This is a genomic window from Enterobacter cloacae complex sp. 385G4 (assembly GCF_057320665.1).
Genome location: NZ_JBXWDD010000001.1, coordinates 1,473,373 through 1,492,362, shown reverse-complemented (window position 1 = coordinate 1,492,362; position 18,990 = coordinate 1,473,373). Strand labels below are relative to the sequence as shown.

17 protein-coding genes and 1 tRNA gene are annotated in these 18,990 nt (G+C 56.6%); 8 read left to right on the top strand and 10 right to left on the bottom strand.

From position 1 onward, the window contains the following. Positions 1–124: 124 nt before the first annotated feature. Complete coding sequence (gene mgtE / locus AC2FAJ_RS07275) at positions 125–1,561, top strand: magnesium transporter (RefSeq protein ID WP_028013894.1); 1,437 nt, start codon at positions 125–127, stop codon at positions 1,559–1,561. Here the strand turns inward: mgtE and AC2FAJ_RS07270 are convergent. Next, a complete protein-coding gene (locus AC2FAJ_RS07270) occupies positions 1,524–2,813 on the bottom strand; it encodes a SulP family inorganic anion transporter (RefSeq protein ID WP_041911988.1) in 1,290 nt (429 codons plus the stop codon). The genes mgtE and AC2FAJ_RS07270 overlap by 38 nt on opposite strands. A 188-nt stretch (positions 2,814–3,001) precedes the next feature. Here AC2FAJ_RS07270 and mqo point away from each other — a divergent pair, with 188 nt between their 5' ends. After that, on the top strand, positions 3,002–4,651 hold the full coding sequence (gene mqo, locus AC2FAJ_RS07265) for a malate dehydrogenase (quinone) (RefSeq protein WP_485453961.1): 1,650 nt from the start codon (positions 3,002–3,004) through the stop codon (positions 4,649–4,651). Positions 4,652–4,731: 80 nt separating this feature from the next. On the opposite strand, the gene eco is transcribed toward mqo, so the two are convergent. After that, positions 4,732–5,235, bottom strand: coding sequence for a serine protease inhibitor ecotin (eco, locus tag AC2FAJ_RS07260; protein ID WP_028013891.1), 504 nt, complete (start codon positions 5,233–5,235; stop codon positions 4,732–4,734). Between the two features lie 209 nt (positions 5,236–5,444). Here eco and AC2FAJ_RS07255 point away from each other — a divergent pair, with 209 nt between their 5' ends. After that, positions 5,445–5,705: a DUF2534 family protein gene (locus tag AC2FAJ_RS07255; RefSeq protein ID WP_008500962.1), complete on the top strand. Its 261-nt coding sequence runs from the start codon at positions 5,445–5,447 to the stop codon at positions 5,703–5,705. Positions 5,706–5,828: 123 nt separating this feature from the next. Then, positions 5,829–7,016: an MFS transporter gene (locus AC2FAJ_RS07250; protein ID WP_041908979.1), complete on the top strand. Its 1,188-nt coding sequence runs from the start codon at positions 5,829–5,831 to the stop codon at positions 7,014–7,016. A 37-nt stretch (positions 7,017–7,053) separates the two neighbouring features. Here the strand turns inward: AC2FAJ_RS07250 and AC2FAJ_RS07245 are convergent. The 3 genes from AC2FAJ_RS07245 to AC2FAJ_RS07235 form a co-directional block, all read right to left on the bottom strand. Continuing rightward, a tRNA-Pro gene (locus AC2FAJ_RS07245) sits at positions 7,054–7,130 on the bottom strand. Between the two features lie 72 nt (positions 7,131–7,202). Further along, a complete protein-coding gene (gene yejM, locus AC2FAJ_RS07240) occupies positions 7,203–8,963 on the bottom strand; it encodes an LPS biosynthesis-modulating metalloenzyme YejM (RefSeq protein ID WP_028013888.1) in 1,761 nt (586 codons plus the stop codon). A gap of 19 nt (positions 8,964–8,982) precedes the next feature. Beyond that, positions 8,983–9,210 (bottom strand): YejL family protein, encoded by a 228-nt coding sequence (locus AC2FAJ_RS07235; protein WP_014884596.1) that lies wholly within the window; start codon positions 9,208–9,210, stop codon positions 8,983–8,985. Between the two features lie 134 nt (positions 9,211–9,344). Between AC2FAJ_RS07235 and yejK the strand changes: the two genes are divergently transcribed. Then, a complete protein-coding gene (yejK, locus tag AC2FAJ_RS07230; protein ID WP_008500957.1) occupies positions 9,345–10,352 on the top strand; it encodes a nucleoid-associated protein YejK in 1,008 nt (335 codons plus the stop codon). 50 nt (positions 10,353–10,402) lie between these two features. Here the strand turns inward: yejK and rplY are convergent, their stop codons facing one another. Together rplY and radD are read right to left on the bottom strand one after the other, a co-directional pair. Further along, the gene (gene rplY, locus AC2FAJ_RS07225) at positions 10,403–10,687 is read right to left on the bottom strand and encodes a 50S ribosomal protein L25 (RefSeq protein ID WP_028013887.1); all 285 of its coding nucleotides are present in this window, start codon (positions 10,685–10,687) and stop codon (positions 10,403–10,405) included. 125 nt (positions 10,688–10,812) lie between these two features. Further along, positions 10,813–12,573 (bottom strand): DNA repair helicase RadD, encoded by a 1,761-nt coding sequence (radD, locus tag AC2FAJ_RS07220; RefSeq protein WP_485453960.1) that lies wholly within the window; start codon positions 12,571–12,573, stop codon positions 10,813–10,815. Between the two features lie 152 nt (positions 12,574–12,725). On the opposite strand from radD, the gene rsuA reads away from it, so the two are divergent. From rsuA to AC2FAJ_RS07205, 3 genes are all read left to right on the top strand, one after another. Beyond that, on the top strand, positions 12,726–13,433 hold the full coding sequence (rsuA, locus tag AC2FAJ_RS07215; RefSeq protein WP_028013885.1) for a 16S rRNA pseudouridine(516) synthase RsuA: 708 nt from the start codon (positions 12,726–12,728) through the stop codon (positions 13,431–13,433). 15 nt (positions 13,434–13,448) lie between these two features. Continuing rightward, positions 13,449–14,645 carry a Bcr/CflA family multidrug efflux MFS transporter gene (locus AC2FAJ_RS07210; RefSeq protein ID WP_041908984.1) on the top strand — a complete coding sequence of 399 codons (1,197 nt, stop codon included), beginning with the start codon at positions 13,449–13,451 and terminating at the stop codon, positions 14,643–14,645. Between the two features lie 279 nt (positions 14,646–14,924). Beyond that, positions 14,925–15,269, top strand: a complete 345-nt coding sequence (locus AC2FAJ_RS07205; RefSeq protein ID WP_028013883.1) for a YejG family protein — start codon at positions 14,925–14,927, stop codon at positions 15,267–15,269. A gap of 3 nt (positions 15,270–15,272) precedes the next feature. Here the strand turns inward: AC2FAJ_RS07205 and yejF are convergent, their stop codons facing one another. The 3 genes from yejF to AC2FAJ_RS07190 are packed head-to-tail and all read right to left on the bottom strand — an operon-like array spanning position 15,273 to position 18,983. After that, the gene (gene yejF / locus AC2FAJ_RS07200; protein ID WP_485453959.1) at positions 15,273–16,862 is read right to left on the bottom strand and encodes a microcin C ABC transporter ATP-binding protein YejF; all 1,590 of its coding nucleotides are present in this window, start codon (positions 16,860–16,862) and stop codon (positions 15,273–15,275) included. A gap of 1 nt (position 16,863) precedes the next feature. Continuing rightward, complete coding sequence (locus tag AC2FAJ_RS07195; protein WP_041908986.1) at positions 16,864–17,889, bottom strand: ABC transporter permease; 1,026 nt, start codon at positions 17,887–17,889, stop codon at positions 16,864–16,866. Continuing rightward, positions 17,889–18,983: a microcin C ABC transporter permease YejB gene (locus AC2FAJ_RS07190; protein WP_028013880.1), complete on the bottom strand. Its 1,095-nt coding sequence runs from the start codon at positions 18,981–18,983 to the stop codon at positions 17,889–17,891. The genes AC2FAJ_RS07195 and AC2FAJ_RS07190 overlap by 1 nt, the downstream gene beginning before the upstream one ends. Positions 18,984–18,990: the final 7 nt, after the last annotated feature.

Genomic DNA, 18,990 nt, shown 5'->3' with positions numbered 1-18,990 from the left:
ACAGGGAGAGGGGATAATCGTGGCCGTAATGCCGCTTTTTTCTCCATCCCGCCTCGCTGTTTATTCTTATTTACATATCCTCGCGCTATGCTTAGTCTCAACTCATTTAATGGATTTATGATTGATGTCGGTATTAAAGAAAAACAGCGCCAGGCAGCGTGACCAGGAACGTGCGCGACTCATCTGGCTTCTCACGACCGATAAAGCGGTCACGTCTACGCTATTAGGCAAACTGACCCTGGCTGAGCAATATGATGTCGGCACCTTGGCCGACGATATTGCTGAGGTAGGTGCGCTGGTTGCTCATTTACCGCCGCCGGATCTGGCGGATACCCTGGAAGCGCTTCCTTCGGAAGAGCGTCACGCCCTCTGGCGCCTGGTACAGGATCACGAGCGCGGCCAGGTTCTGCTTGAAGCCTCCGAAAACGTCTGGGATGACCTGATCGACGAGATGAGCGATCGGGATATCCTCGACGCCCTGCAAACCCTGGATATCGACGAGCAGATTTACCTTGTACAGCATCTGCCGCGTAACCTGACCGGCCGCCTGCTGGCCTCTCTGCCTGCCGATGAACGTGCGCGTGTGCGTCAGGTGATGCACTACGAGAAAAACAGCGTCGGCGCGATCATGGAGTTCGGCGTTATCACGGTACGTCCGGACGTCACGCTCGGTACCGTGCAGCGCTACCTGCGCCGCCTGGGCAAAATGCCGGACAACACCGATAAGCTGTTTGTCACCTCGCGGGATAAAACCCTGCTCGGCGAGCTGGAGCTGAAAACCATCCTGCTCAACAGCGCCCAGCAGCGGGTGAGCGAGGTGATGGAAAACGAGCCGATGGTCTTCTCCCCGGAAGACGATGCGGAAAAAGCGGCGCGTACCTTTGAACGTGATGACCTTGTGAGTGCGGCGGTCGTAGACTCCGTTGGCAAGCTGATGGGCCGTCTGACCATCGATGAAATCGTTGACGTGGTTTATGAAGAGACCGATAACGACCTGCGCGCGCTAGGCGGGATTAGCGCCGAAGATGACGTCCACGCCTCCGTCGGTAAGGCGGTGAAAACCCGCTGGGCCTGGCTGGCTATTAACCTGTGTACCGCCTTCATCGCTTCCCGTGTGATTGACGGCTTTGAACACACCATCTCGCAGCTGGTGGCGCTGGCCTCGCTGATGCCGATTGTGGCCGGAATTGGCGGCAACACCGGAAACCAGACCATCACCATGATCGTCCGCGCGCTGGCGCTGGAAAATATTCAGCCCGGTAACTTCGCCTTTCTGATCTTCAGGGAAATGGGCGTGGCGCTGATTAACGGCCTGGTATGGGGCGGCATTATGGGCGGCATCACGTGGTGGCTGTATGACGATATGGCCTTAGGCGGCGTGATGATGCTGGCGATGGTGCTGAATTTGCTGGTGGCATCGATGATGGGCGTCATTATCCCGCTGACGATGACCAAACTGGGGCGCGACCCCGCGGTGGGGTCGAGCGTGATGATCACCGCCATCACCGATACCGGCGGTTTCTTTATTTTTCTTGGGCTGGCAACGATTTTTCTGCTTTAACCCGACGCTTAATGCGGGCGGGGATCAGTGCCATGACGATAATCCCACCCAGCACGCCAACCGCCAGATTGCCGGTTGATACCGTGGCGGCTACCGTCACCAGCATCACCACCGTTTCGGCAATCGGGGCTTTTTTTATCGTGGCGGGCTGAAGGCTGTGCCAGCTGAAGGTTTTGACGGCAACAATCGCCATAATCCCCGCCAGCACCGCCATCGGGATTTTGGCCATCACTTCGCTGAGCGCCGTTACCAGGAGCAGCAGCACGATGCCCGCCGCAATGGTTGAAATGCGGCTTCGTCCTTTCCCCATCTCCACGTTAACGATGGTTTGTCCGATCATCGCGCAGCCCGCAATGCCACCGTAGAGCCCGGCCATGATATTCCCCACACCCAGCCCGATGCTCTCGCGACGCTTGCTGGAGGGCGTAACCGTCAGTTCATCCACGAGTTTTGCCGTCAGCAGGGACTCCAGCAGACCGACGAAGGCAATACTCAACGCGCACGGCCAGATAATGTTCAGCGTCTGTAAATTAAGCGGCACCAGCAGCTCGGTAAATCCAGGCAGACCGCCAGTCATTGAGCCTTCATCACCGACAGTCGGCAGGATCTGACCGGTGGTGACGGTGAAAAGGGTTAACAGCACAATCGCAATCAGCGGGGAAGGGACGCTTTTAATATAGCGCGGCACCCACAGCACAATCAGCAGCGTCAACACGAACAGGCCCACAATCAGCGGGCTTCGGCTCCAGAAATGCGGCACCTGAGCGAAGAAAATCAAAATGCCAAGGGCGTTAACAAATCCGGTCATCACCGACTGGGGAATAAAGCGCATCAGCCTTGCCATGCCCAGCACGCCAAACAGAATCTGGATCACGCCAGCCATCAGCACGGCCGGAAGAATGTACTGTACCCCGTGCTGATGCACCATCGGGCCAATCACCAGCGCTACGGAACCGGCCGCAGCCGTGACCATCGCCGGACGACCGCCCAGCACGGAAAGAGCAAGACACAGCACCACGGAGGCGATCAGGCTGACCTTCGGGTCAACGCCCGCCACCACGGAAAATGAGATCACTTCGGGGATCAGCGCCAGAGCGGTAATCACGCCCGCCAGCGTTTCACGCGCCAGTTGTTTAGGGGAGTGCAGCACGCTGGCTACACTGTCTTCAGGGGATACGGCAGAATGAGGTAAGGACATAACAGTTCGCTGGTTAGGGCAGGCTTCCGTGCGCGCGATCACAAAGTGCAGCATAGTAGCCATAAATTCCTCCTTATACCAGTTGCGCGCCGCAATCCCCTACAAACAATCCATCATTAAATTTCACAATTACAATAATTTCGTAACCTTTAAACAATATTTAAAAGTTGTTACCGTGCCCACGCAGCTTTTTTCACCTGCAATTTCCACGCATCAAGCACTTTTACACTAAGGCATAAATTATGAAAAAAATGACTGCCATGCTCTTTTCTCTGGCCGTCGGGCTCAACGCCGTCTCAATGGCAGCGAAAGCAGACGCACCAAAAGAGCAGGAAACGGACGTCCTTTTAATTGGTGGCGGCATCATGAGCGCCACGCTGGGAACCTATCTGCAAGAACTGCAGCCGGACTGGTCCATGACCATGGTCGAGCGCCTCGATGGCGTGGCGCAGGAGAGTTCGAACGGTTGGAATAACGCAGGTACGGGCCATTCGGCACTCATGGAACTGAACTATACGCCGCAGAAAAAGGACGGTTCCATTAGTATCGAGAAGGCGGTAGAGATCAACGAAGCGTTCCAGATCTCGCGTCAGTTCTGGTCCCACCAGGTCAACAGCGGCGTGATGCACGACCCGCACTCCTTCATCAATACCGTGCCGCACATGAGCTTTGTGTGGGGCGAGCAAAACGTGAATTTCCTGCGCGCGCGCTACGCTGCGCTGCAGCAGAGCACCCTGTTCCGCGGGATGAAATACTCCGAAGACCACGCGCAGATTAAAGAGTGGGCGCCGCTGGTCATGGAAGGCCGTGACCCGAACCAGAAAGTGGCGGCGACCCGTACCGAAATTGGCACCGACGTGAACTACGGCGAAATTACCCGTCAGCTGGTGGCGTCCCTGAAGAAGAAAGATAACTTCAATTTGCAGCTCAGCACCGAAGTGCGCGGCTTTAAGCGCAATGCGGACAACAGCTGGAGCGTGACCGTTGCCGATCTGAAAAACAATGAAGCCGAGCACGTCATTAAGGCGAAATTTGTCTTCATCGGTGCGGGCGGCGCGGCGCTGAAGCTGCTGCAGGAGTCCGGTATTCCTGAAGCTAACGACTACGCGGGCTTCCCGGTCGGCGGCCAGTTCCTGGTGTCCGAGAACCCGGAAGTGGTGAACCGTCACCTGGCAAAAGTGTACGGTCAGGCTTCCGTCGGTGCGCCACCGATGTCCGTTCCGCATATCGATACCCGTATGCTTGACGGTAAACGCGTGGTGCTGTTCGGACCGTTCGCGACCTTCTCAACCAAGTTCCTGAAAAACGGCTCCCTCTGGGATCTGCTGAGCGCGACCACCACCTCTAACGTCAAACCGATGATGGACGTGGGCCTGGATAATTTCGACCTGGTGAAATACCTGATTAGCCAGGTGATGCTTTCTGATGAAGAACGCTTCGAGGCGCTGAAAGAGTACTATCCGCAGGCGAAGAAAGAAGACTGGCGTCTGTGGCAGGCGGGTCAGCGCGTGCAGATCATCAAGCGCGATCCGAAAGAGGGCGGCGTGCTGCGTCTGGGGACCGAAGTGGTGAGCGATAAGGATGGCACGATTGCCGCGCTGCTGGGTGCGTCACCAGGTGCATCTACCGCTGCGCCAATTATGCTGCACCTGATGGAAAAAGTGTTTAAAGACAAAGTTGCCAGCCCGGAATGGCAGGCGAAGCTGAAAACCATTATTCCATCCTACGGCACGAAGCTGAACGGTAACGTGGATGCGACGGAACAAGAGCTGGAGTACACCAGCCGCGTGCTGCAGCTGCAGTACGTGAAGCCGCAGGCTGCGGATGCTGCGCCGAAGGCGGAGCTGAAGCCTCAGCCGGAAAACAAGCCGGTTGCGGATATCGCGCTGTAAGGTAAAAGCAAAACGGTAACATCTGTTACCGTTTTTAGTTTAGCAGGTCGGGTAAGGCGAAGCCGCCACCCGACTTGTTTTTAACGTACTACCGCTTGTCCGACCGTCTCTTCTGCCTTCCACACGCGATATTTTACTTCCACGTTTTCAGGCGTATATACCACGATCGGCAACTTGCTGTTGTAGCGCAGCAGGCTGTTGTCGCCCAGATAGGCCGTCACAAATTTCTTCTCTTTCTTGCCGTCCGGGCAGGCCATCATGGTAGAGACCGGAGAGGTCACTTTATCAAAGACGTAATAGTCATAACCCCAGCCTTCCAGGGTTTTGCTTTCCAGCTGGCCGCCCAGACGATGCTGATTGCAGTCCACTTCCAGCGTCTTGCCAATTAACAGTTCGACTTTGTAATTCGCTTCGTCCTGCTGAACCGGCAGTTGAATCACCTGACGCTTCATGCCTTTTTCCGCTTGCGGATAGGGTGCAACTTTTTCCAGCGGCTGCGCTTTTTGGGCGTCGCTGGCGAAAGCGCTGGTGCTGACGCACGCGGCGGCGAGAAGCGCGATGGCAAATTTAGGTGCGTTTTTCATTGTCATTCCTTTATGTCAAAACGGTCCTGAACAGACTAACATAACGAGTATGAATGATTGGTGTGATTTACTTACATTTTCATTATTTGCAGCGTAATAAACTTAGCATTAATCGTTTTGGCAGGTGTTTGTACTGGTGTGGAGTGTGACGGGCGTTCGTGTTATTTTAGTCCATCGATAATGTTATTCATCTGTGAAAGGGAAGAGAGATGGTTCGTGCAAAACTGAAAACACCTGAAGGCCGCAAGTTCCTCCTGGCGCTACTCGTCGTGTTTATGATTGCTGCCGCGTGCGTCGGGCGGGCCACTATTGTTGGCGTCATTGAACAGTACAACATCCCTCTCTCCGCCTGGACTACCAGCATGTATGTGCTGCAGTCTGCGATGATCTTCGTTTACAGCCTTGTCTTCACCGTTCTGCTGGCCATCCCGCTGGGCATTTTCTTCCTGGGCGGACGTGAAAAACACTGAGCATTCACCTGCTATAAGAAGCCAGCCTGCGGGCTGGCTTTTTTATATGTGATGATATTTATTCGCATTTCCAGGGTATTCTGTGTCGAACAAGGTCGTTCGACATAAAGCAGGAGATGTTCAATGTTATCCCGGTTTGCAACGCTCAGCCGGATCCCGAAAGGCGTCTGGGTTGTGGGTGGGGTCAGTATGCTGATGGATATCTCCTCGGAGATCATTCACAGCCTGCTGCCGCTGTTTATGGTCACGACGCTGGGAGCCAGCGTGATTTTCATTGGCTTGATTGAAGGCCTGGCTGAAGCCACCGCGCTGTTTATTAAAGTTTTTTCCGGTGCCATCAGTGACTACCTGGGTAAACGTAAAGGACTGGCGGTGCTGGGCTACGGTCTTGGCGCGCTGAGTAAGCCGCTGTTCGCTATCGCCTCTTCGTCGGGCATGATTCTGGGGGCACGCTTAATCGACCGGGTAGGGAAGGGGATCCGGGGCGCGCCGCGCGATGCGCTGGTCGCTGACGTTACGCCGCCGGAACTTCGCGGCGCGGCCTTTGGGCTGCGTCAGTCGATGGATACCGTCGGCGCATTTCTCGGGCCGCTGCTGGCCGTAGGCTTAATGCTGCTGTGGAACGATGATTTCCGCACGATTTTCTGGATCGCGGTGATCCCCGGCGTCCTCGCCGTGGCACTGCTTTTTTTCGGCCTGCATGAGCCGAAAACGCCCGTCGAACATAAACGCACGAACCCCATCAAAAAAGAGAACCTCAGGCGTCTCGGGAAAGGCTGCTGGTGGGTTATTGGCCTGGGCGCCATCTTCACGCTCGCACGTTTCAGTGAAGCCTTTCTTGTCCTGCGCGCACAGCAGTCGGGGGTGCCGCTGGCGCTGATCCCGCTGGTGATGGTGGCCATGAATTTGCTCTATTTCCTTTCAGCCTATCCGTTTGGCAAGTTATCGGACGGGATGAGCCACACCCGACTACTGCGGTGGGGCCTGGTGATGCTGATTGGGGCAGATATTGTGCTGGCGCTAAGCACCCACTGGGCTGGAATGCTTCTGGGCGTTGCGCTTTGGGGAGTGCATATGGGGATGACGCAGGGGCTGCTGGCGGCAATGATCGCAAAAACAGCTCCTGCGGATCTGCGCGGTACCGCCTACGGCATTTTTAGTCTGGTCAGCGGCGTGGGATTGTTAGTCGCCAGCCTGGGCGCCGGGGCCATCTGGGAAACGTTTGGCGCGGAATATACGTTTTATGCCGGAGCCGTGATTTGTCTGGTTACGCTGATGTACCTGCGCAAAACCCCGGACGAGGCAAAATAAAAAACCAGCCGTAAGAGGCTGGTTTTCAATGTGTTTTTGGTCGGCACGAGAGGATTTGAACCTCCGACCCCCGACACCCCATGACGGTGCGCTACCAGGCTGCGCTACGTGCCGACGCATAGAAAGAATACTACTCGATTCCGTTTCGAATGCAAGGGAATCCGTCGCTAACTGGTTTATTATTAATCAGTTAGCGATGAAGCGCTTCTCATCCGTCAGAACCTGTAACAGCAGGCTAAGCTGTGGTTTCTGGTCCTTCAGCCGTTCACCCTGCAGATTATAGGTCTGATAGTTCCCGTTGCTATTCAGCACCAGCGTCAGCTTCGGCGTGGTCACCACCAGCGTGTTGCCGTCGGCTGCAGTCACCCAGTTATGGCGGCGCGTGGCGCTGAAGAGATCCTGCCCCTGCGAATACTCGTTTGCTGGCGTACTGACGTGCAGCAGGCGCTGCATCAGGGTCGTCATGACGTCTTTATGTTCTGTGAGCATATTGATGCGCTGCGCCGGCGTTCCCGGCCAGTGGATCACCAGCGGAACATGCAGGTTTGGACGTGACCAGCTCATGCTCTTCGTCTCGTCGCCTAACGGTACGCCATGCCCCGCGGTCACGATCACGACCGTGTTATCAAGCTTGCCTGATTCACGTAGCGCGTCAAGCACGCGGCCAATCTGTGCGTCAACATCGCTGGCCGCGCGGCCGTAGCGGCGCGCAAAGCCTGCCTGGTTGCTGTCGTTAAGCGTTGTGCCGTTAAAGGCCACCCACGAGAACCAGCGGTTATCTTCCTGCGCGTAGCGCTGCAGCCAGTTTATCCACTGGTTTGCGGTCTGGGCATCAGACTGGCTCTGCGCGGCAGGCAGTGAGAAATCAGAGAGCAGCGCCTGGCGGTACAGTGAACTGTTGAAGCCGTCCGATGAGAACAGCCCTAACTGATAGCCCTGCTGATTAAGCCCGGTGATCAGCGCCGCAGGAATGCGCGCAGACAGCACGCCGTCCATGTATCCGGCAGAAATGCCATAGAACAGGCCAAAGATACCCGCATCGGTTGAGTTACCTGAACTCATATGCTGGGTAAACGACACGTTCTGACTCGCGAAATCGGCCAGCGCAGGCATCTGCTTCTCGTAACGAGAATAGTTGAGGCCATCGACGGTAATCAGCAGGACGTTTTGCCCGCGACCCATATCGCGATAGCGAAGATCGCTCAGTGGATACTGCACGCTAACCGCTTCCGGATTACCCTGTTCGACCAGACGGCGCTGGTACTCCTGGGCATCAAGCAGGCCGTGTTTCTCAAGGAAACGACGGGCCGTCATCGGATAAGAGAGCGGCAGGTTAGCGCGCTGCATGGTAATAGGGCGATAGAAGTTCGCATCCGCCCAGATATACATGAGGTGCGAACTGATAAATGAGACGAAAAAGAGCGCGGCGACGGGCTTCGCGTAATGGCGGCGTCGGGTCAGGCTGCGGAGCTTTTGCCAGCTCCAGGTGGCAAACAGCATCTCGATCAACAGGATCACCGGAACGCTGATGAACATCAGCTGCCAGTCGCGGGCCGTTTCGTTCTGGTCGGGGTTGATCACCAGTTCCCAGACGATAGGGTTGAGATGCAGGTGGAAGCGGGTGAACACTTCACTGTCGATAAGCAGCAGCGTCATCCCCACCGTCGCAAGGATTGCGGACAAGAACCGCATCAAACGCTGCGACATGACGATAAACGTCAGAGGAAACAGGATCAGCAGATAGGTGGCGAATACCAAAAAGCTAAAATGACCAACGACGCTTATCCAGGAGTAGATACGCCCGGTTAGCGTTGTGGGCCAGTCTGCGACAAACAGATAACGACAGCCAATTACCGTCGCCAGCAGAATGTTGAACAGGGCAAACCAGTGTCCCCAGCTGACCATCTGGGAGACTTTTTCACGGTAGCGCTGACGATTCGTCACCATAAACTGTTGTTCGTTTCCCTTAATGGGCCTGATCGTTGCTGACGGATGACTGTAACGCCTGGGCGAAAGATTTGGCGATCGCCTGACGCTGAGCCGGAGCAACGCTGGTGTTGATAAGGTTGGTGACCATATTTCCCAAAACCATCAGGGAGAGATCGGTCGGTGTTTTATGTTTTTCCAGTACGTTGACCAGCTCACTGAGCAGTTGTTCAACGTGTTCATCACTGTAGCGGGAATGTTGTGGCATAAATCAAAATCAGTTTGTTGATGAAAGGGCAACATATTACCGTAGCAACAGCTTTTTTTCCCCTTTTTTATCTGTTGTTGCACACATGTCCTGGTGGTGGTTGAATACCGCCCGGTCTAAAAGGAGAGTTTATCATGAGTCTGGAAATCAACCAGATTGCCTTGCACCAGCTTATCAAGCGTGATGAGCAAACCCTTGAAGTGGTGCTACGCGATTCGTTACTGGAACCCACGGCAACCGTTGTGGAAATGATGGCAGAGCTGCATCGCGTCTACAGCGCTAAAAATAAAGCCTATGGTCTGTTCAGCGAAGAGAGTGAGCTGGCAGATAGCCTGCGCCTGCAGCGTCAGGGTGAAGAGGATTTCCTGGCGTTTAGCCGCGCGGCAACCGGGCGTCTGCGCGACGAGCTGGCGAAATATCCGTTCGCCGACGGCGGTATTGTCCTGTTCTGCCACTATCGTTACCTGGCGGTCGAGTACCTGCTGGTTACCGTGCTGAATAACTTAAGCAGCATGCGCGTGAACGAGCAGCTGGACATCAGCTCAACGCACTATCTGGATATCAACCATGCGGATATTGTGGCGCGTATTGATTTGACCGAGTGGGAAACTAACCCGGAGTCGACCCGCTACCTCACCTTCCTGAAGGGGCGGGTGGGCCGCAAAGTGGCGGATTTCTTTATGGACTTCCTCGGTGCCAGCGAAGGCCTGAACGCCAAAGCGCAGAACAAAGGGCTGCTGCAGGCCGTTGATGACTTCACGGCGGAAGCGCAGCTCGATAAATCTGAACGCCAGACCGTACGTCAGCAGGTTTACAGCTACTGCAACGAGCAGCTGCAGGCGGGGGAAGAGATTGAACTGGAGTCCCTGTCAAAAGAGCTGGCGGGCGTCAGCGAAGTGAGCTTCCAGGAATTCACCGCGGAGAAGGGCTATGAGCTTGAGGAGAGTTTCCCGGCGGATCGCAGCACGCTGCGTCAGTTAACCAAATTTGCCGGCAGCGGCGGTGGGTTAACCATCAACTTTGACGCTATGCTGTTGGGAGAACGCATCTTCTGGGATCCGGCCACCGATACCCTGACCATCAAAGGTACGCCGCCGAACCTGCGCGATCAGCTTCAGCGCCGCACGTCTGGCGGTAAATAGCAGCCATAAAAAAACCCCGCCGAAGCGGGGTTTTCTCGACAGGTTTGCGATTATGCGCGAACGAAGTCGATGTGAGTCAGTTTTGGCTTGAACGCGTGACGCTGGACAGCCTGAACCTTCACTTTTTCTTCTTTACCGCCAACAACGATGGTCAGAACTTCGCTGTAGAACTCAGCTTTGGTCTGCATGTTCCACACTTTGTCGTGATCCAGTTCGATAGCAACTGGAGCAGCTTCGCCACCGTAAACGATAGCCGGGAACTTGTTAGCGTTACGCAGGCGGCGGCTCGCACCCTTACCCTGCACGTTACGTACTTCTGCTTCGATAGTGAACATTGATTTCTCTCTGTATTTAAAACCCTACTACAGGCGACCCAGCAGCAGGTGAGTGTTCTGCCCCACGGATGTGAAGCGGGCGGCATTTTATACTCAAATGCCCCGCACATCAATGAAAAGTCCCGTTAACCGCGCAATTCATTTGCCCGACGGAAGCGACCTTCATAGTCAAAGACCTTCTCGCGAACCTGCCAGAACTGGCCTTTCTTACGGGCGACCACGAAGTCGGGGTGGCGCAGCAGCGCCTGCTGATGCACGATATCCGCCACGGTTATCCAGCGCAGCGGCACGCCAGGCGTACGGGTATGCGGCCGGATAAACAGCTGCTCAAATGCCGTGCGCTGGGCAGGCGTCTGAACCCTGAACCGTTCGCTGACGTCAGCGCCATCCTCATCGTAATAGGTGATTTTCAGCCACTCGCCTTTTTCATCCGCGCCGGGCTGCAGCGCCATGCCGGAGCAGCGCAGCACCAGCGCATCTTTCAGCTTCAGCGCCGCTTTCAGCATGTCGTCCGGGTCCACCAGCACCGTGTCGCACTCGCGGCAGCGGCGGGCGGCGATGTCATTTTCGGCGTTGCACTGCGGGCAGTTTTTGAAGCGGAAGCGGAAATCGCACTGCTCGCGATGCCCCTCATCATCCTCAAACCAGCCCTGACAGCGGCGGCCAAAGTGTTCAATCAGCGTGCCGTCGGCGGTGGTTTTTCCCCAGAATGTGTTGGCAAAGCCGCAGGCCGGGCAAAACACCTGTACCGGCACGTTGTCGCTTTTGCCTTTTGGCGCGCCCACTTCCGGGGAGTACAGATCGTGCGGGTTGCCGGCGTAATCCAGTATCAGGCAGTCGGTTTTGCCCGGCGCCAGGCGCAGGCCACGGCCGACAATCTGCTGATACAGGCTGACGGATTCCGTCGGGCGCAGAATCGCAATCAGATCGACGTGCGGGGAGTCAAACCCGGTGGTTAATACGGAGACATTCACCAGGTAGCGGAACTGCTGGGCTTTGAAAGCCTCAATCAGCCTGTCGCGCTCCGGGCCGGGCGTTTCGCCAGTGATCAGCGCTGCGTCGTCAGCGGGTAGCAGTCCCGTGATTTCGCGCGCGTGTTCGACGGTGGCAGCAAAAATCATCACCCCTTTACGCGTTTGCGCGAACTCTTCAATCTGGCTGATGATATGCGGCGTGATCCGCTTCTGTTTTTTCAGTTCATGGTTAAGATCCGCCTCGCTGAACAGCCCGTTGCTCTGCGCCTGTAAGCGGCTGAAATCGTACTGCACGACCGGCATATCCAGCCGCTCGGGCGGCGTCAGGTAGCCGTGCTTAATCATGTAGCGCAGCGGAAGTTCATAGATACAGTCGCTGAACAGCGCTTTCTCGTCGCCGCGCACCATGCCGTGATAATGAAAGCGGTAGATCCAGCCTTTGCCCAGACGAAACGGGGTTGCCGTCAGGCCGAGCAGGCGTAAGTGAGGGTTCACCTCTTTAAGGTGAGTGAGGATTTGCTGATACTGGCTGTCGTCGTCATCGCTGATGCGGTGACATTCGTCGACAATCAGCAGCGAAAACTCGCTGCGGAACAGATCCAGGTTACGGGCCACCGACTGTACGCTGCCGAAAACCACTTTGCCGTGGCTCTCTTTGCGCTTCAGCCCGGCGGCGAAAATGTCGGCTTCCAGCCCCAGCGCACAATATTTGGCATGGTTTTGCGCCACCAGCTCTTTGACGTGGGCCAATACCAGCACGCGACCGCGCGCCAGGCGCGCCAGTTCGGCAATGACCAGGCTCTTGCCTGCACCGGTCGGGAGGACAATGGCCGCCGGTTCCCGGTGTTTACGGAACCAGGCGAGCGTCGCGTCAACGGCTTCCTGCTGATAGGGACGAAGTGTAAAAGTCATGGGGTCTCGGTTTCGTTAATCCGCATATAGTATGCCACGAAACTTTTTCCCTTGAGTGGCGCAACCAGACCATTATACTGAACCGTTCCTGACTGCTTCTTTTTTCGGACGCACGGTCCGACATCCAGCACCATTAAGGCTAAAAAGATTTCATGCGACTTGATAAGTTTATCGCTCAGCAACTCGGCGTAAGCCGCGCTATTGCCGGGCGCGAAATTCGCGCCAACCGCGTTACCGTGGATGGCGACATTGTGCGAGACAGCGCGTTCAAACTGCAGCCTGACCATCAGGTTGAGTACGACGGCAATCCGCTGACCCAGCAGCACGGTCCCCGCTATTTCATGCTCAATAAGCCGGAAGGCTATGTCTGCTCAACGGACGATCCGGATCACCCAACTGTGCTCTATTTCCTCGACGAACCGGTGGCGCATAAGCTGCACGCCGCGGGCCGCCTCGACATCGACACCACCGGTCTGGTGCTGATGACCGACGACGGTCAGTGGTCGCATCGCATCACTTCCCCGCGCCACCACTGCGAGAAAACCTATCTGGTCACGCTGGAGTCACCGGTTGCGGATGACACGGCAGAGCAATTCGCGAAAGGCGTTCAGCTGCATAATGAAAAGGATCTGACCAAACCCGCCGTGCTTGAGGTTATCACCCCGACGGAGGTCCGTTTGACCATCAGCGAAGGGCGCTACCATCAGGTGAAACGCATGTTTGCCGCCGTGGGTAACCACGTTGTGGGCCTGCACCGTGAACGCATCGGTGCGATTGCGCTCGATCCCGACCTGGCGCCCGGTGAATATCGTCCGCTGACGGAAGAAGAGATTGCCAGCGTCGGTCTGCCTTCGCACTAATTTCAGGAGAACCCTGTGACCACCAGGCCACACTCGTCGTTCAAAATTGTCTTCATTCTTGGCCTGCTGGCGATGCTGATGCCGCTGTCTATCGACATGTATCTGCCTGCGCTGCCGGTGATTTCCGCCCAGTTTGGCGTACCGGCAGGCAGCGCGCAGATGACGCTCAGCACCTATATTCTCGGTTTCGCGCTCGGACAGCTGCTGTATGGCCCAATGGCCGACAGCCTGGGGCGTAAGCCGGTTATTCTTGGCGGGACGCTGGTCTTTGCGGCTGCAGCGGTCGCCTGTGCGCTGGCGCAGAGTATCGATCAGCTGATTATCATGCGCTTCCTGCACGGGTTGGCCGCCGCTGCCGCGAGCGTGGTGATCAACGCCCTGATGCGTGATATCTACCCGAAAGAAGAGTTCTCCCGCATGATGTCGTTCGTCATGCTGGTGACGACGATTGCGCCGCTGGTGGCACCGATGGCCGGTGGTGCGGTGCTGGTGTGGTTTAGCTGGCACGCGATTTTCTGGATCCTGGCGCTGGCCGCGCTGCTGGCCTCGGCGATGATTTTCTTCTTTATTGATGAAACGCTGCCCGTCGAGCGCCGCCAGAAATTTCATATTCGAACCACGATAGGCAACTTTGCCTCGCTGTTTCGCCACAAGCGGGTGCTGAGCTACATGCTGGCGAGCGGGTTCAGCTTCGCCGGAATGTTCTCCTTCCTGAGTGCCGGGCCGTTTGTCTATATCGAGCTGAACCACGTTTCGCCGCAGCACTTTGGCTATTATTTTGCGCTCAATATCGTCTTCCTGTTTGTCCTGACCATCATTAACAGCCGCTTTGTCCGGCGGGTGGGCGCGTTGAACATGTTCCGCGCCGGGCTGTGGATCCAGTTTGTGATGGCGGTCTGGCTGGTGGTGAGCGCGTTTCTGGACGTGGGCTTCTGGGCGCTGGTGATCGGCGTGGCGGCCTTTGTCGGCTGCGTGTCGATGATCTCGTCCAATGCGATGGCGGTGATCCTCGACGAATTCCCGCACATGGCGGGAACCGCATCGTCACTGGCGGGAACCTTCCGCTTCGGGATTGGTGCCATCGTCGGGGCGTTACTCTCTATGGCGACCTTTACTACGGCCTGGCCTATGCTGTGGGCGATGGCTTTTTGCGCAACCAGCTCTGTGCTTTTCTGTCTTTACGCCAGCCGGCCGCGAAAAGCGGCGCACTAACGCGCAGATAAGGCCCGAAAGGGCCTTTTTTGTTGACGCATATCAACCAAACTCGCGTTCGTTTATTCCGTGTTTGTTTATTTTATGTAAAATCTATTTATGTAAAAAGTCACATCATTGTATTCAAAAAGGTTGAGTTAGATCGCAGAAACGGGTACATATAGCGCCGACGCGAGCCTCGATACCGATAAAAAAGCGCTGAATAGTGCAGGTTGGCGATGATGTGTTACTATAAATGTAAATAAATTGTGAAGTAAATTTTGCTTCCGGGGAACGAACGTGAATACATTACAACTCTCCATTGTCCATCGCTTGCCCCAGAGCTATCGCTGGTCGGCGGGTTTTGCAGGCTCGAAAGTTGAACCGATTCCGCAAAGCGTCGCGGGCTGTGAGAATTGCCTGGTGGCGCTCAAGCTGCTGAGCCCGAGCGACGAAAATGCGTGGCGGGTGATGGAGCGTCTCAGCCAGGCCCTGACGGATATCGAAGTGGACAGCTCCGTACTGGAGTGCGAAGGGGAGCCGTGCCTGTTTGTCAAAAGCCAGGACGAATTCGCCGCGACCTGCCGCCTGAAAAATTTTGGCGTTGCGATTGCTGAACCTTTCTCCGGCCAGTATCCGTTTTAAGCGCTAGTCTGCCGCGAGCAGCTGGCGCGTGTAGCTCTGCGTTGGCGCAGTAAATACGCGCTGGCAATCACCCTGTTCGACCACCTCACCCTGTCGTAGCACAATCACCTGATGGCATAGCGCCCGAACCACCTGTAGATCATGGCTGATAAAGATATAGGCCAGCCGGTGCTTTTCCTGTAGCCCTTTGAGCAGTGCCAGGATCTGCGCCTGTACGGTTCTGTCCAGAGACGAGGTCGGTTCATCCAGAATAATCAGCTCCGGTTTCAGGATCAGCGCGCGGGCGATGGCGATACGCTGGCGCTGTCCGCCGGAAAATTCCGCAGGGTAGCGGTGGCGAGTGTCGGGATCTAAGCCCACTTCCGCCATCACCCGCATGACCTCCTGTTCCCGCTGTTGCGCACTCAGGTCAGGCTGGTGAACGCGCAGGCCCTCTTCGATAATCTGCAACACGCTGAGGCGCGGGTTAAGCGAGGAGTTGGGATCCTGAAATACCACCTGCATGCGGGGCCGCACGGGCAGCATCTGGCGGCGGTTCCAGCGGTGCAACGGCATATCGTCAAACAGGATCTCGCCCTGAGAGGCAATTAAGCGCAGCAGCGCCAGACCGGTAGTGCTTTTCCCCGAACCGGATTCGCCCACCAGCCCCAGGGATTCACCCGGTCGCAGCGAGAAGCGGATATTTTTCAGCACCGGGTTCTGGTCAACGATGCGCCGCAGAACGCCTTTGCGGATCGGGAACGAGACGGATAAATCATCGACGCGCAGCAGCGGTGTGCTGTCTGCCGTGAGAGGCACCGGGTCGCCGGAAGGTTCGCTGTCGAGCAGGCGCTGTGTATAGGGATGCTGCGGCGCGTTCAGCAGCGTGGACGCGGTATTCTGTTCAACGCAGCGCCCGTTTTGCATGACCGCGACGCTGTCGGCCAGCTTTTTCACGATGCTCAGGTTGTGCGTGATAAACAGCAGGCTCATGTCCAGCTCGTCACGCAGCTCCCTCAAGAGCGTCAGAATTTGCGCCTGCACCGTGACGTCCAGCGCCGTCGTCGGCTCGTCGGCAATCAACAGTTCGGGGCGCGTGAGCAGGGCCATGGCAATCATTACCCGCTGGCGTTCGCCGCCGGAGAGCTGATGCGGAAAATCATTCAGCCGTTTGGCCGCGTTGCGTATGCCTGTTCGTTCCAGACAATCCAGAATTTCGCCCCGCGCGGCCTCTTTGCGCATCCCCCGATGAAGTGACAGCACTTCATAGAGCTGTTTTTCCAGCGTATGCAGTGGGTTGAGCGACACCATCGGCTCCTGGAAGATCATGGCAATCTTATTGCCGCGAATACCGCGCAGGGTATGTTCATCAGCGTGCAGCAGCGAACTGCCGTGGAACAGAATATCCCCTTGCGGATAGCTCACGGGCGGGGAGGGCAGCAGACGCAGGATGGAGAGCGCCGAGACGCTCTTGCCCGAACCGGATTCACCCACCAGCGCCAGCGTTTCACCGCGCTGGATCTGCAGCGACAGGTCGGTGACCACGGTACGTGTCTCGCCCTGCTTCGAGAAGGCAATCGACAGGCGATCAATACTGAGAAGAGGCTGCGTCATCTTATACCGCCTTGTTGGGATCGAAGGCATCGCGCACGGCTTCGCCAATAAAAATCAGCAGCGAAAGCAGCACGGCCACGGAAAGAAAGGCGGTGATGCCCAGCCACGGCGCCTGCAGGTTGTTCTTGCCCTGCAGCAGCAGTTCGCCGAGCGACGGCGACCCCAGCGGCAGGCCGAAGCCCAGAAAGTCCAGCGAGGTGAGGGTGGTGATGGAGCTGCACAGAATAAAGGGCAGGAAGGTGAGGGTTGCCACCACGGCGTTAGGCAGCATATGGCGGAAGATAATTCCCCGGTCGCTCACCCCAAGCGCCTGCGCGGCGCGAATATAGTCGAAATTACGGGTGCGCAGAAACTCTGCCCGCACCACGCCCACCAGCGCCATCCAGCCGAACAGAACGGTGATGCCCAGCAGCCACCAGAAGCCCGGCTGTACCACGCTGGAAAGCAGAATGATCAGAAACAGCGTTGGCATACCGGACCAGACTTCGATGATACGCTGCCCCCACAGGTCAATTTTTCCGCCGTAGTAGCCCTGAACGGCGCCGGCCACTACGCCCATTACGCTGGAGAAGACGGTCAGCATCAGTCCAAAGAGAATAGAAATCCGCGTACCGTACAGGATGCGCGCCAGCACGTCGCCGCCGTTGGCATCTGTTCCCAGCCAGTTTTGCGCAGAGGGCGGAGAAGGGAAGGGGGTTGTGGTCGCGAAGTTAATGCTGTTGGCGCCAAAGCGTACCGGAGCCCAGAGGGCCCAGCCGTGCTGTTCGATCTGCTGGCGCAGCCACGGATCCTGGTACTCCGCCGGGGTGGCAAACGGGCCGCCGAAGTCGCTTTCACTGTAGTTAGCCAGTACCGGCACGTACCAGCGGTCGTTAAAGTGCACCAGCAACGGTTTGTCGTTGGCGATCAGCTCCGAACACATGCTCAGGACAAACAGGACAGCAAAAATCCACAGCGACCAGTAGCCGCGGCGGTTATGGCGAAAACGGGCCCAGCGGGCTTGGTTAACGGGGCTTAAACGCGGCATCAGCGGCCCTCAAAATCAATTCGGGGATCGACCAGCGTATAGCTGATATCGCTGATGATATTCAGCAGCAGGCCAATCAGGGTGAAAATATAGAGCGTGCCAAACATTACCGGATAATCGCGCGATACGGTGGCTTCGTAGCCCAGCAGGCCCAGACCGTTGAGCGAGAACATCACCTCAATCAGCAGCGAGCCGGTAAAAAACATACTGATGAACGTGGCCGGAAACCCGGCAATCACCAGCAGCATGGCGTTGCGGAAGACATGTTTCCACATGATCTGTTTTTCGCTGACCCCTTTGGCGCGGGCGGTGACGACATACTGCTTGCGGATCTCATCGAGAAAGGCGTTTTTGGTCAACATGGTCAGGGCGGCAAACCCGCCGATCACCGTCGCCAGCACCGGCAGCGTGATATGCCAGAGATAGTCGGTGATTTTCTGGTACCACGGCAGCGTGCTGAAATCGGCGGAGACCAGCCCCCGCAGCGGGAAGATGTCGAAATAGCTGCCGCCGGCAAAGAAGACAATCAGCAGAACGGCAAACAGAAACGCCGGAATAGCATAGCCGATGATGATGAAGGTGCTGCTCCAGATATCGAAGCGGCTGCCGTTATGCACCGCTTTTCGGATCCCGAGCGGTATAGAGACCAGATAGATAATCAGCGTCCCCCACAGCCCCAGCGTGACCGAAACCGGCAGGCTTTGCTTGATCAACGTTAATACGGACGCACTGCGGAACAGGCTATCGCCAAAATCAAAGCGGATATAATCCCAGAGCATCTTGAAATAGCGCTCGTGTATCGGCTTATCAAATCCGTAGCGATGGGTGATCTCGGCGATCACTTCAGGATCCAGCCCGCGCCCGCCGCGGTAGTGGCTTTCACTGATATTCCCCACGCCGGTTCGCGCATGGCTGGCGCCCATGCCTTCTCCGCCGCCGCCGGGCATGCCGCCGCTGTTGCCAAACTCAATGGCGGCAATGGCCTGGTCGACCGGCCCGCCCGGGGCAATTTGCACGATAAAAAAGTTAATGGTGATAATGGCCCACAGCGTGGGAATGACCAGCAGAAGACGGCGTATTAAATAGGCACCCATGATAATT

Coding starts and splice junctions, on each gene's coding strand:
- mgtE (WP_028013894.1), top strand. CDS start 125: ATGTCGGTATTAAAGAAAAACAGCGCCAGGCAGCGTGACCAGGAACGT.
- AC2FAJ_RS07270 (WP_041911988.1), bottom strand. CDS start 2,813: ATGCTGCACTTTGTGATCGCGCGCACGGAAGCCTGCCCTAACCAGCGA.
- mqo (WP_485453961.1), top strand. CDS start 3,002: ATGAAAAAAATGACTGCCATGCTCTTTTCTCTGGCCGTCGGGCTCAAC.
- eco (WP_028013891.1), bottom strand. CDS start 5,235: ATGAAAAACGCACCTAAATTTGCCATCGCGCTTCTCGCCGCCGCGTGC.
- AC2FAJ_RS07255 (WP_008500962.1), top strand. CDS start 5,445: ATGGTTCGTGCAAAACTGAAAACACCTGAAGGCCGCAAGTTCCTCCTG.
- AC2FAJ_RS07250 (WP_041908979.1), top strand. CDS start 5,829: ATGTTATCCCGGTTTGCAACGCTCAGCCGGATCCCGAAAGGCGTCTGG.
- yejM (WP_028013888.1), bottom strand. CDS start 8,963: ATGGTGACGAATCGTCAGCGCTACCGTGAAAAAGTCTCCCAGATGGTC.
- AC2FAJ_RS07235 (WP_014884596.1), bottom strand. CDS start 9,210: ATGCCACAACATTCCCGCTACAGTGATGAACACGTTGAACAACTGCTC.
- yejK (WP_008500957.1), top strand. CDS start 9,345: ATGAGTCTGGAAATCAACCAGATTGCCTTGCACCAGCTTATCAAGCGT.
- rplY (WP_028013887.1), bottom strand. CDS start 10,687: ATGTTCACTATCGAAGCAGAAGTACGTAACGTGCAGGGTAAGGGTGCG.
- radD (WP_485453960.1), bottom strand. CDS start 12,573: ATGACTTTTACACTTCGTCCCTATCAGCAGGAAGCCGTTGACGCGACG.
- rsuA (WP_028013885.1), top strand. CDS start 12,726: ATGCGACTTGATAAGTTTATCGCTCAGCAACTCGGCGTAAGCCGCGCT.
- yejF (WP_485453959.1), bottom strand. CDS start 16,862: ATGACGCAGCCTCTTCTCAGTATTGATCGCCTGTCGATTGCCTTCTCG.
- AC2FAJ_RS07195 (WP_041908986.1), bottom strand. CDS start 17,889: ATGCCGCGTTTAAGCCCCGTTAACCAAGCCCGCTGGGCCCGTTTTCGC.
- AC2FAJ_RS07190 (WP_028013880.1), bottom strand. CDS start 18,983: ATGGGTGCCTATTTAATACGCCGTCTTCTGCTGGTCATTCCCACGCTG.